The organism is Micromonospora sp. NPDC006431, from assembly GCF_042870725.1.
In the GTDB taxonomy this organism is placed as follows: domain Bacteria; phylum Actinomycetota; class Actinomycetes; order Mycobacteriales; family Micromonosporaceae; genus Micromonospora.
Genome location: NZ_JBIAHQ010000006.1, coordinates 24,654 through 36,710, shown reverse-complemented (window position 1 = coordinate 36,710; position 12,057 = coordinate 24,654). Strand labels below are relative to the sequence as shown.

Annotated in this window: 11 protein-coding genes; 5 read left to right on the top strand and 6 right to left on the bottom strand. The window is 71.8% G+C overall.

Annotation, left to right across the window (positions count from 1 at the left end; genetic code table 11):
- Nucleotides 1-82: 82 nt before the first annotated feature.
- Nucleotides 83-1,072, bottom strand: coding sequence for a helix-turn-helix domain-containing protein (locus tag ACFYM6_RS13400; RefSeq protein WP_387275152.1), 990 nt, complete (start codon nt 1,070-1,072; stop codon nt 83-85).
- Between the two features lie 76 nt (nt 1,073-1,148).
- On the opposite strand from ACFYM6_RS13400, the gene ACFYM6_RS13395 reads away from it, so the two are divergent.
- Entirely contained in the window at nt 1,149-2,459 is a 1,311-nt protein-coding gene (locus ACFYM6_RS13395) for an MFS transporter (RefSeq protein WP_387275150.1), read from the top strand.
- Between the two features lie 351 nt (nt 2,460-2,810).
- On the top strand, nt 2,811-4,562 hold the full coding sequence (gene leuA / locus ACFYM6_RS13390; protein ID WP_387275148.1) for a 2-isopropylmalate synthase: 1,752 nt from the start codon (nt 2,811-2,813) through the stop codon (nt 4,560-4,562).
- Nucleotides 4,563-4,686: 124 nt separating this feature from the next.
- On the opposite strand, the gene ACFYM6_RS13385 is transcribed toward leuA, so the two are convergent.
- Entirely contained in the window at nt 4,687-6,168 is a 1,482-nt protein-coding gene (locus ACFYM6_RS13385; protein ID WP_387275146.1) for an MFS transporter, read from the bottom strand.
- A 109-nt stretch (nt 6,169-6,277) separates the two neighbouring features.
- On the opposite strand from ACFYM6_RS13385, the gene ACFYM6_RS13380 reads away from it, so the two are divergent.
- From ACFYM6_RS13380 to ACFYM6_RS13370, 3 genes are read left to right on the top strand one after another with little or no spacing between them, the layout of a single operon-like run.
- Complete coding sequence (locus tag ACFYM6_RS13380; protein ID WP_387275144.1) at nt 6,278-6,922, top strand: HNH endonuclease family protein; 645 nt, start codon at nt 6,278-6,280, stop codon at nt 6,920-6,922.
- Nucleotides 6,919-7,332 (top strand): hypothetical protein, encoded by a 414-nt coding sequence (locus tag ACFYM6_RS13375; protein ID WP_387275142.1) that lies wholly within the window; start codon nt 6,919-6,921, stop codon nt 7,330-7,332. Before ACFYM6_RS13380 ends, ACFYM6_RS13375 begins: the two co-directional genes overlap by 4 nt.
- A complete protein-coding gene (locus ACFYM6_RS13370; protein WP_387275140.1) occupies nt 7,230-7,577 on the top strand; it encodes an RNHCP domain-containing protein in 348 nt (115 codons plus the stop codon). Before ACFYM6_RS13375 ends, ACFYM6_RS13370 begins: the two co-directional genes overlap by 103 nt.
- Nucleotides 7,578-7,687: 110 nt before the next feature.
- On the opposite strand, the gene ACFYM6_RS13365 is transcribed toward ACFYM6_RS13370, so the two are convergent.
- From ACFYM6_RS13365 to ACFYM6_RS13350, 4 genes are all read right to left on the bottom strand, one after another.
- Nucleotides 7,688-8,785 carry an ABC transporter ATP-binding protein gene (locus ACFYM6_RS13365; protein WP_387275138.1) on the bottom strand — a complete coding sequence of 366 codons (1,098 nt, stop codon included), beginning with the start codon at nt 8,783-8,785 and terminating at the stop codon, nt 7,688-7,690.
- Nucleotides 8,782-9,768, bottom strand: a complete 987-nt coding sequence (locus ACFYM6_RS13360) for an ABC transporter ATP-binding protein (protein WP_387275136.1) — start codon at nt 9,766-9,768, stop codon at nt 8,782-8,784. The genes ACFYM6_RS13365 and ACFYM6_RS13360 overlap by 4 nt, the downstream gene beginning before the upstream one ends.
- Before the next feature lie 55 nt (nt 9,769-9,823).
- Nucleotides 9,824-10,861, bottom strand: coding sequence for an ABC transporter permease (locus tag ACFYM6_RS13355; RefSeq protein WP_387275134.1), 1,038 nt, complete (start codon nt 10,859-10,861; stop codon nt 9,824-9,826).
- Between the two features lie 112 nt (nt 10,862-10,973).
- Nucleotides 10,974-11,981, bottom strand: a complete 1,008-nt coding sequence (locus ACFYM6_RS13350) for an ABC transporter permease (protein ID WP_387275132.1) — start codon at nt 11,979-11,981, stop codon at nt 10,974-10,976.
- Nucleotides 11,982-12,057 lie beyond the last annotated feature (76 nt).

Here is a 12,057-nt window from a genome sequence, read left to right as displayed (position 1 = left end):
TAGCGGCCTCGGAGTGACCGGGATGCCACTCGATCCAGGATCGAGCACGATCTTGCCAAGCCGGGGCGGGGCGGAGGACGGGTCAGCCGCCGCGGCTGGCGCGGAGCAGGGCCATGCCGGCCTCGGTGTTCCGGTAGAGAACGTGCCGGCCCTGCCGGGTCCGGGTGATCAGCCCGGCGGCGAGCAGCGCGGAGAGGTGCTGGGAGACATTCCCGCCGGACATCCCCACCCGGCGGGCCAGATCGGTGGTGGTGGCCGCCGTGTCGAGGAGGTTGAGCAACGCGGCCCGGCCCGACCCGACCACCCGGGCCAGCGGGTCGCCGGGTGGCACGGCGGACACCTCCCAGAGCGTCCCCACCGCCCGGACCGGGTACGTCCCGGCGGGCGGCGAGTCCTCCAACAGGTTCCACAGCACCCGGCGGTCGGTGAAGATCCCCGGGTTGAGCACCAGCCCTCGCCCACCCAGGTCGAAGTCGAGCCGCCACGGATCGTCGCTGATTACGCGGTCGCCGAGCCAGCGCAGGGTCGGGTGGAGCTGGCCGAAGAACTGGCCCGCGCCGGCGTCGGCGAGCAGGGCGGCCCGGTGGGCTATGTCCGCCTCCAGCAGCGCGCGGATCCGCGGCCAGTCCGGGGCGATCGCCTCGTCGTACCAGACCCGAAGGGCGGTGACGAGCTGCGGCAGCAGGCCCCGGGGGTCGTTGAGCAGAGCCCACCCGAACGGACTCAGCGGGCGCCTCGGCGCGGTGGCCAGCAGGTCCCGGACCACCACGTCCGGCGGGGTGGCGGCGATCTGTTCGAGCTGCTCCGCCAGCTCGACGTCGGGGCGGGCGGCCGGTGGGGTGAGGAAGTCGGGCAGCCAGCGACGCGGCCGGGTCAGCTCGACCAGTGGCCGGACCCGGACCGCGACGTCCGGGCGGCGCAGCGTCGCCCGGGCCCGGTCGATCCAGGGCAGGTGCACCGCGTGCCGGACCGGGTCGTCCAGCGCCCACATGCTGGAGACGGTCTCCCCGACCGGGGAGATGGCGAGGCGTACCCCCGCTACGTCGGCCGCACCGAACCGCAGCTGTGACATCACCACCCCCGTCGAGGATTCGGCTCAGCCTAAAAGGCTCGACCGGGCCGCGGGGGGCACGGTTTGCTCGACCCTCATGGGGGCCAGGGACACCATCCGCATCGCCGTCCGGCACGTCGTACCGCCGGCCGGCCTGACCCGCGCCCTGGCCGTGCAGGCCATGGTGTACGCCGTCGGCCACGGCCTCTTCCAGGCCGGCAGCGCGGTCTTCTTCACCCGGGCGCTCGGGCTCAGCCCGACCGAGGTCGGACTCGGCCTCTCGCTGGCCGCCGGGGTATCCCTGCTCGGCACGGTCCCGCTCGGCGCGGTCACCGACCGGTACGGCGCGCAGCGGGTGTGGCTGGTCGGCATGCTGGCGGAGGCGGCGCTCTTCGGGGCGTACCCGTTCGTGGGCGGCTTCGCCGGGTTCCTGGCCGTGGTGGTCGCGCTGGCCGTGGTGGACGCGACCACGGGGGTGGCCCGGCAGGTCTACTCGATCAACGTGCTCCGCCCGGAGGACCGGGTGACCGCGCTGGCCTACCAGCGCTCGGCGCTCAATGTCGGCTTCGGGCTGGGCGCGGTGATCAGCGGCGTGGTGCTGGCCGTGGACACGCTGGCCGCGTACCGGGGGATGGTCTGGTTCAACGCGGCGATGCTGCTGGTCACCGCGATCTTCGTGCACCGGCTGCCGCGGGTGCCGGTCGCAGCCGCACCGGCTGACGGGCCCAGTCGCTTCGCCGTGCTGCACGACCGGCCGTTCATGGCGGTGTCCCTGCTGGCCGGGCTGCTCGGCGCGCACGGAACGCTCTACCTGGTGGTGCTGCCGCTCTGGGTGCTCAGCCACACCGACGCACCGCGCATCCTGATCGCGGCGCTGGTGCTGCTCAACACGATCCTCGCGGTGCTGCTCCAGGTACGCGCCAGCCGGGGTGCCGACACGGTGGCCGGCGCCGGTCGGGCGCTGCGCGTCGGCGGCCTGTTGATCGCCCTGTTCTGCCTGGTCCTGCCGATCTCGGCGGTGACCGGTGGGGTGCTGACGATCGTGGTGCTGGTGGTGGCGGCGGTGGTGCTCACCCTCGCCGAGCTGGTCCAGTCGGCCGGTGCCTGGGGGATCACCAGCACTCTTCCGCCGGCCGCGCACCGGGGCGCTTACGTCGGCGCGTTCCGGCTCGGCGGGCAGCTCCAGTACCTGGCCGGCCCGGCCGGGCTGACCGCGCTCGGGGTCACCACCGGCGGCTGGGGCTGGTTCCCGATGGCCGCGCTCTTCGCCGGCGCCGCGGTCGCGGCGGTGCCACTGGTCGGCTGGGCGGCCCGCCGCCCCCGCCTCGGCGAGACCGCGCCGGTCGGGCCGGGCGCCCGTGCGGTGAGTGGACCAGAGGCCGACACGCCCACCCGCGTGCCGGGTTGATCAGGGGCCGGGCGGCGCGCCTGCGGTCGTCGAGCGACCCTGGATCCGTCCCCGAGCCCGGGCGCGGACGCTCTCCTGTGGCACGGCGGTGACTGGGATCCACGTCTCACATGACGGACCCACCTACCACCGGGCCTCGTGATCACGTAGGGTCACCTTGTCATGTGGCAGGCGCACCTTCTCCTTGGCTGCCGCGACGAGGCCTGACCGGCCGGCACCTCGTCGCGGAGTTGAACCGCGCCGTCCAGCACATCCGAACTTCTTCTCGGCACCGCCCGGCAACGTCGCCCGGCATCTCGCCGACACCTTCCGATCTGCTGACGCCACATGCCCCCAAGGGAGCACTCCGAGATGGCTGAAACCGCCACCGAAGCTGAGACCAATCCGATCGCCCGGCAGCGCCCCAGCCGGATGCCGTTCCACCGTTACCTGCCGTACCACCAGCAGTTCCGCCTCGACCTGCCGGACCGCACCTGGCCGACCCGCCGGGTCGAGGCCGCGCCGCGCTGGTGCGCGGTGGACCTCCGCGACGGCAACCAGGCGCTGATCGACCCGATGTCGCCGGAGCGCAAGCGCCGGATGTTCCAGCTGCTCGTGCAGATGGGTTACAAGGAGATCGAGGTCGGCTTCCCCTCGGCCAGCCAGACCGACTACGACTTCGTCCGGCAGCTGATCGAGCAGGACCTGATCCCGGAGGACGTCACCATCCAGGTGCTCACCCAGTGCCGGGAGCACCTGATCGACCGGACCTTCGAGTCGCTGCGCGGCGCCCGCCGGGCCATCGTGCACTTCTACAACTCCACCTCGACGCTGCAGCGGCGGGTGGTCTTCGGCCTGGACCGGGACGGCATCACCGACATCGCCACCACCGGCGCCCGGCTCTGCCAGAAGTACGCGGAGATCCACACCCCGGACACCGACATCCACTACGAGTACTCGCCGGAGTCGTACACCGGCACCGAGCTGGAGTACGCGCTGGAGGTCTGCGCCAAGGTCATCGAGGTGGTCGACCCGACCCCGGACCGGAAGCTGATCGTCAACCTGCCGGCCACCGTCGAGATGGCCATGCCGAACGTGTACGCCGACTCGATCGAGTGGATGCACCGGCACCTGCCCCGGCGGGACAGCCTGGTGCTGAGCCTGCACCCGCACAACGACCGGGGCACCGGCGTGGCCGCCGCCGAGCTGGGCCTGCTGGCCGGCGCGGACCGGATCGAGGGCTGCCTGTTCGGCAACGGCGAGCGCACCGGCAACGTCGACCTGGTGACGCTCGGGTTGAACCTGTTCTCGCAGGGCATCGACCCGATGATCGACTTCTCGAACATCGACGAGGTCAAGCGGGCGGTTGAATACTGCAACCAGCTGCCCGTGCACGAGCGGCACCCGTACGCCGGCGACCTGGTCTACACCGCCTTCTCCGGTTCACACCAGGACGCGATCAAGAAGGGCTTCGACGCGCTGCACGCCGACGCCGCCCTGGCCGGCGTGCCCGTCGACGAGTTCACCTGGGCCGTGCCCTACCTGCCGATCGACCCGAAGGACCTGGGCCGCACCTACGAGGCGGTGATCCGGGTCAACTCGCAGTCCGGCAAGGGCGGCGTCGCGTACATCATGAAGAGCGAGCACCAGCTGGACCTGCCGCGCCGCCTCCAGATCGAGTTCTCCGGCGTGGTCCAGCAGGTCACCGACCACGACGGCGGCGAGGTCGAGCCGGCCACCATGTGGGACATCTTCGCCCGCAACTACCTGGTCGACCACCAGGTCGACCCGGCGGTCACCCTGACCAGCTACGCCATCGGCACCGCCGACGGCAAGGTCGAGATCGAGGCCCAGGTCGGCTTCGGCGGCGAGGTCCGCCCGCTCACCGCGGTCGGCAACGGCCCGATCGACGCGTACGTCAACGCGCTGCAGTCCCTGGGCGTGGCGGTGCGCGTGCTCGACTACCACGAGCACGCCCTCTCCTCGGGTGGGGACGCGCAGGCCGCCGCGTACGTGGAGTGCGAGGTGGACGGCCGCACGGTCTGGGGCGTCGGGGTGGACCCGAACATCGTGACCGCCTCGGTGAAGGCGGTCACCAGCGCGGTCAACCGCGCCCGCAACTGATTGGCAGGGAAGGGTCCCCGGTTGGCGCCTCGGGCACCAGCCGGGGACCCTTCCCGTACGCCGGGCCCGGCCGGCCGTTGACGAGCCCTTCCGTCATTGAAGACGTCGAGAAACGGTCCGTCCTTCACCGCTTGTCGGGCGGGGTGGAAGCGGGCAGCGACGGGCACGGCTGGGCGCCGGGCGCCTTCCTGGGCGCCCGGTGGATCAGCAGCCCGGCCATCGCGGCGCCGACCAGCAGCAGGCCGGCACACCAGAACATCGCCGCCCGGAAGGCCCCGGTCAGCGCAGGCTTCTGCTCGTAGCCGGTGCCGGAGAGTCCGACCAGCAGGGGCAGTGCGGCCACCGCCAGCAGGTTTCCCGCCCGGGAGGCGGCGTTGCTGAGCCCGCTCGCCACCCCGGCGAACCGGTCGGCCACCGAGGCCAGCACCGAGGCGGTGAGCGGGGCCACCACCAGGGTCAGCCCCGCCCCGAACAGGCCGACCCCGGGCAGCACATCGGTCCAGTACGACGCGCCCGGGCCGACCCGACGCAACAGCAGCAGGCCGACCGCCGCCACCAACGGGCCGACGGTGAGCGGCAGCCGGGGACCGATCCGGGCGGAGAGCGCGCCGGCCCGGGGCGAGCCCACCAGCAGCAGCAGCGTCATCGGCACGGTGGCCAGGCCGGTGAGCAGCGCCGACCACCCGACGACGTTCTGCAGATACACGGCGAGGAAGAACGTGAAACCGCCGAGAGCCGCGTAGACCACCACGGTGAAGACGTTCAGCACCGAGAAGAGCCGGCTGGAGAAGAGGCCGGTGGGCAGCATCGCACTGTCGCCGCGCCGTCGTTCGGCCAGCACAAAGAGCACCGCCGCGACCACCCCGACCAGCGCCGTCGCGAGCACCGGCGGCGAGCCGACGCCGCGCGCCGGGGCGTCGATCAGGGCGTACGTGACCCCGCCCAGGGCGAGCGCGCCGAGCAACGCGCCGGTCATGTCGAACCGCCGCCCGCCGCCGGTACGCGAGGCGGTCTCGTCCCGGCTCTCCGGCACCCAGCGCAGCGCGGCGAGCACGACACCGACCGCCAGCGGCAGGTTGATGAAGAAGATCCACCGCCAGGAGAGCGCGTCGATCAGCCAGCCGCCGAGGAGCGGGCCGAGCGTGGTGGAGACCCCGGAGAGCCCGGACCAGATGCCGATCGCCCGGCCCCGGTCGTCCGCGTGGAAGCTGGCCTGGAGCACGGAGAGCGAGCCCGGGGTCAGCAGCGCCCCGCCCGCGCCCTGGAGGACCCGGGCCACGATCAGCCAGCCGGTCCCCTGGGCCAGGCCGCAGAGCACGGAGGCCGTGGCGAACCACGCCACCCCGAGCAGGAAGAGCCGCCGGCGGCCGAACCGATCGCCGAGCGCACCGCCGAGCAGGACGAACGAGGCCAGCATCAGCAGATAGCCGTTGACGGTCCACTGCAGATCGGCGACGGTCGCGTGCAGCGCGGAGCCGAGGTGGGGCAGCGCCACGTTGACCACCGTGCTGTCCAGAAAGACCATGCCGGAGGCCAGGATCGTGGCGAACAGGGTGCCCCGCCCGGCGACGTTACTCGTCCGGAGCGCGGGAGCAGGTGCCGTCATGGGTATCCACTCTGCCCGGCACCCCCACGCGACGCCACGAATCACAGAAACCGAGGCCGGGGTACTGTGCGGACTCGCCGGGAGCCCGCAAGCTGGAGAGGTGTCGTCTGTGCGTACGAGAGCATTGGTCCGTACCGGGTTGGCGGCCGCCCTCGCCGCGGCGCTCGCCCTCGTCTCGGCCGGTTGCGTGCCGGTGGTCGACGAGCCGGACGCGGCGCCGAGCGACGCCGGCAACGCCATCCAGCAGCTCGACGAGCTGACCGTTGCCGCCGCCGGCTCGATGAAGGGCTACAGCCGGACCCGTTTCCCGCACTGGCGGGGTACGGGCAAGAACTGCGACGTGCGGGACAGCGTGCTGCAACGGGACGGGGGGAGCATCAAGCTCTCCGGGTGCAACGTGGTCGGCGGCCACTGGGAGAGCCGGTACGACGGGCTGGTCCTGACCGACCCGGCCGACGTGGACATCGACCACGTGGTGCCGCTGGCCAACGCCTGGCGCTCGGGCGCGGACGAGTGGGACGACTCGAAGCGCGGCGACTTCGCCAACGACCTGACCCGGCCGCAGCTCGTGGCGGTTTCCGCGCGCTCCAACCGGGCAAAGGGTGATCAGGACCCGTCCCAGTGGAAGCCGGCGAACCGGTCGTACTGGTGCCAATACGCCGCGGACTGGGTGACGGTCAAGCACTACTGGCGGCTGACGGTGACCACTGCCGAGAAGGCCGCCCTCACCGACATGTTGGAGGACTGCAAATGAGCGAGCGGAGTGCCGGCATGAGCGGGCACGGGACGCCGACGGGGCCGGCCACGGCCGGGATGTCCGTGGACGGCACTCCGCCCGCCCCCGCCGACGTGTCCGGGGCGGGCATGTCCGCGGACGCCGTTCCGGGAGCGCCCACCGGGGGCGCGCCGGCCGGGCCGCAGCAGCGGGTCACCGACATCACGGCCGGCCCGGGCGGGGTGATGACGGACGAGGTCGGTGTGGTGACCGGCGAGCTGACCCTGCGTACCGAACTCGCCGGCGGCCAGGTCACCCTGTCCGTGCAGTACAAGGACGCCGACGAGTGGTACGCGGTGACCGGCGGTCGGGCACCGCTGGCCGACCCGGCCGGGCTGGACGCCGTGCACACCATCGCGGTGGCCCTGCTCAACCGGCCCGAGGGCTGACCCGAACTCGTCGTGGCCGGGAGCTGGCTGGTCGGGGCGGGTGCGGCCGGCCGGCCGGCGTAGCATCTCCCGTTCGCGGCGACGGCGAGTGGGTGATCATCCACCGCTGCGTCGGCTGCGGCGACCTTGGCTCGAACCGGGCCGCTGGGGACGACAACGCCCTGGCGCTGACCAGGCTGGCCGTCACGGCGATCCGCCATCTCGGGTCGCCGTTACGGATCCAGATGGCCGTACGCCCCGAATGACGCGATCGGCGGGTGGGCCCGGACGCTTGGTCCGGACCCACCCGCCGGTTCGCGATGTGGCCGGTGGCCGACCCGGTGGGGGTGCCCCGTCCGGGCCGGACGACAAATCGTCAGAGTGTTGGGATCAGCTCACCGGGATCGCCCGGCGCCGCGCCCTCGTCCGGCCGGACCAGCTCCGGCTCCACCTCGTGCGGCCGGATCCGGCCGGCGGCGATGTCCTCGGCGTAGTGGCAGGCCACCCGGTGTCCGCTGAGCACCTCGCGCAGCGCCGGCCGCTCGTCGGCGCAGCGGGTCGGCTGGGCCCACGGGCAGCGGGTGTGGAACCGGCAGCCGGCCGGCGGGTTCGTCGGCGAGGGCAGGTCACCGGCGAGCAGGACCCGCTCCCGGCGGTCCTCCACCACCGGGTCCGGCACCGGCACCGCCGACATCAGCGCCTTGGTGTACGGGTGCATCGGCTCGCGGTAGAGGTCGTCGCTGGACGCCTCCTCCACCAGGCCACCGAGGTACATCACCCCCACCGTGTCGGCGATGTGCCGGACCACCGCCAGGTCGTGGGCGATGATCAGGTACGTCAGGCCACGCTCGTTCTGCAGGTCCTCCAGCAGGTTGAGCACCTGGGCCTGGATCGACACGTCCAGCGCGGACACCGGCTCGTCGGCGACGATCAGGTCGGGATCGAGCACCAGCGCCCGGGCGATGCCGATCCGCTGCCGCTGGCCGCCGGAGAACTCGTGCGGGTACTTGCTCAGCGCGGAGGCGGGCAGGCCGACCGCGGCCAGCGCATCCCGGAGCTTCTTGGCGGTGGCCGCCTTGTCGCCGGCCAGGCCGTGCGCCTTGAGCCCCTCGACCAGCAGCGACTCCACCGACTGGCGGGGGTCGAGGCTGGACAGCGGATCCTGGAAGATCATCTGCATCCGACGGCGGGCCCGGCGCATCGACTCGCCCTTGAGCGAACGGATGTCGGTGCCGTCGAAGACGATCTCGCCGGCGGTGGGCTCGACCAGCCGCAGCAGGCCCCGCCCGAGGGTGGACTTGCCACATCCCGACTCGCCCACCAGGCCGTACGTCTCACCCTTGTTGATCGACAGCGAGACGCCGTCGACGGCGTACACGTAGCCGACGGTGCGGTCGATGAACACGCCGCTCTTGATCGGGAAGTGGACCTTGAGGTCGCGCAGTTCGACCAGTGGTCCGGTCCGCTCGGTCACGGCACCGTCACCTCCTCGGAAACGGGGTTGTAGCAGCGCAGGTCGCCGCCGGTGGCGGTGGGTTCGAGCGGAGGCGTGCCCTCCAGGCAGGCGTCCACCACGTTGTTGCAGCGGGGGGCGAAGGCGCACCCCTCGGCCCACGGGATGTTGTCGGCGACGGAGCCGCGGATGGCGTGCAGGGGTTCACCCCGGGGCGAGTCCAGCCGCGGCACCGAGTTGAGCAGCCCGTGCGTGTACGGGTGCCGCGGCCGGGCGAACAGCTCGTGCCGGGCGGCCCGCTCGACCACCTTGCCGCCGTAGAGCACGTTGACCGTGTCGCAGAGGCCGGCCACCACGCCCAGGTCGTGCGTGATCATGATGAGCGCGGTGCCGGTCTCGTCAACGAGCTGCTTGAGCAGGGTGAGGATCTGCGCCTGGATGGTCACGTCCAGCGCGGTGGTCGGCTCGTCGGCGATCAGCAGCCGCGGCTTGCAGGCCAGCGCGATGGCGATCAGGGCGCGCTGCCGCATGCCGCCGGAGATCTGGTGCGGATATTCCTTGAGCCGCCGGTTCGGGTCGGGGATGCCGACCGCGTCGAGCAGCTCCCGGGCCTCCTTCAGCGCCACCTTGCGGTCCATGCCGCGGTGCCGCTCCAGCACCTCGGCGACCTGGACGCCGATCGGCACGACCGGGTTCAGCGAGGAGAGCGGGTCCTGGAAGATCATGCCGATGTCCCGGCCGCGCCGGTCCCGCATGTCGTTCGGGCGGAGCTGGAGCAGGTCGGCACCGTCGAAGAGCACCTGGCCGGTCACCTTGTTGCCGCGCCGGGGCAGCAGGCCCATGATCGCCAGGCTGGTCACGCTCTTGCCGCAGCCGGACTCGCCGACCAGGCCCACGGTCTGCCCCGGCTCCACGCTGAAACTGACCTTGTCGACCGCAGTGAACGACTGCTCACCGCGGCGCTGGAACACCACGCTCAGATCGCGTACGTCGAGCAGGCTCATCGGGTCACTTCCTCTCGCCGATCGGCGGCGGTCGTGCTGGTCCCACGCATCGCCGTCACCGCCGGTTCTTCGGGTCGATCGCATCGCGCATGCCCTCACCCAGCAGGGTGAAGCCGAGCGCGACCACGATGATCGCCAACGCCGGGTAGTAGGCCAGCTCGGGCCGGACCTCGAAGTAGCGGACGCCGTCCACACCGAGCATCAGGCCCCACTCGGCCCGGTTGATGTCCGGGTCGCCGAGCCCGAGGAAGGAGAGCGACGCGGCCTCCAGGATCGCGGTGGAGAGGGTCAGCGTGGCCTGCACGATCACCGCGGTCATCGCGTTGGGCAGCATGTGCCGGAGCACGATGGACCGTTGCTTCACGCCGAGCGCCCGGGCGGCCAGCACGTGGTCGCTCTCCCGCTGGGCCAGCATCGAGCCGCGCAGCAGCCGGGCGAAGATCGGCACGTTGACGATGGCCACCGCGAGGATCACCGTCCACTGGCTGGACCGGCTGGCCATGGCGACCAGGCTGATCGCCAGCAGCAGAGCCGGCAGGGCCAGCATCACGTCGGTGAGCCGCATCAGGATGTTGTCGACCCAGCCGCCGAAGGCGCCGGCGACGGCGCCGATCAGCGCCCCGAGCGCCAGCCCGATCATCGTGGCGAACACGCCGACGAAGAGGGTCTGCCGGCTGCCGTAGATCAGGCGGGACAGGAAGTCCCGGCCGAGCGGATCCGACCCGAGGGGGAAATCGCTGCTGGCCCCGGGAATGCTGTCGACGGTGAGGTTTTTGGTGAGCTCGTCGAAACGCTGCGCCGGGTCGTGCGGCGCGAGCAGCGGCGCGAAGATCGCCACCAGGACGAACACCGCGACGATGGCCGCGCCGAACATGGCGACCGGGTTGCGCCGCAGCCGGCGGAAGGCGTCCCGAACCAGGCTCACGCCGCCCTTGTCGGCGCTGGCGCGAGCCAGCTCGTCCAGCCGCGCCTTCTTCCGGTCGCCGAGCCGGCCGATGCCGCGCTCGGTCGGGCTCGCCGGCTCGCCGGTGCCGGGGGTGTCGGCTCCGTCGCGGGGGGCGGCCACCCCGGGCCGGGTGATCGGGTCACTCATGCGGCCACCTCGCTTCGCTCGGCGGCAGCATGACGCTCCGCCACACCGTGCCTGATGATTCCCCACCCACCGAGCCCAAGCCGGCGCTTCGCGCTGAGCCTCTGACGCTCGCTCATCGCACACGCACCCTCGGGTCGATGACGGCGTAGGAGAGGTCGACCAGGAGGTTGACCACCACGAAGACCAGCGCGGCCAGCAGGATCAGCGCCTGCAGCACGGGGTAGTCGCGGCCGCCGCTGATCGAGTCGGTGATCAACGTGCCCAGGCCGCCCCAGTTGTAGACCTTCTCGGTGAGCACCGCGCCGGAGAGCAGCGCGCCGGTCTGCAGGCCGATGGTGGTGACCACGGGCAGCAGGGCGTTGCGCAGGATGTGCCGGCCCCGGATGGTCTTGTGCCGCAGGCCCTTCGCCTCCGCGGTGCGGACGTAGTCCTCGTTGAGCACGTCCAGCACGCTGGCCCGAGTCATTCGGACGATCACCGCCAGCGGGATGGTGGCCAGGGTGAACGCGGGCAGGATCAGGTGCCACAGCGCGTCGGCGGTGGCGTCGAACTCCCGGGTGAGCAAGCTGTCAAGGAGGAAGAACCCGGTGATGTTGGTGTTGTCCACGCCGGTGCTGATCCGCCCGGAGGGCGGGAACCAGTGGATGTTCTGGGTGAAGACGTCCTTGAGCAGGTAGCCCAGGAAGAAGATCGGGATCGAGATGCCGAGCAGGGTGCCGGCGATGCTCAGGTTGTCCAGCAGCCGGCCACGGAAGCGGGCGGCGAGGTAACCGAGCGGTACGCCCAACCCGATCGCGATGATCATGGCGGCCAGGGCCAGCTCGATGGTGGCCGGGAAGGCCCGCCCCATCACCTCCGTGACCGCGTCGCCGGTCCGGATCGAGTTGCCGAAGTCGCCGGTCAGCACCCGCTGCATGAACTTGGCGTACTGCACCAGGATCGGCTGGTCATAGCCGAGCGCCTTGGTCAGCAGGGCGCGCGTCTCGGGGGTGGCCCGCTCGCCGAGCAGCGCGTCGACCGGACCGCCGGGAAGGTTCCGCAGCCAGATGAAGATGAGCGCCGACAGCGCTATCAGGGTCACCACCAGCTGGAGCAGGCGGCGGACTATGACTCGCAACATCTCTCACACCAGATTCTCGATAACAGCGGGTCGGCCCGGGCCGGGGAAGCCCGGCCCGGGCCGATTCCGCGTACGG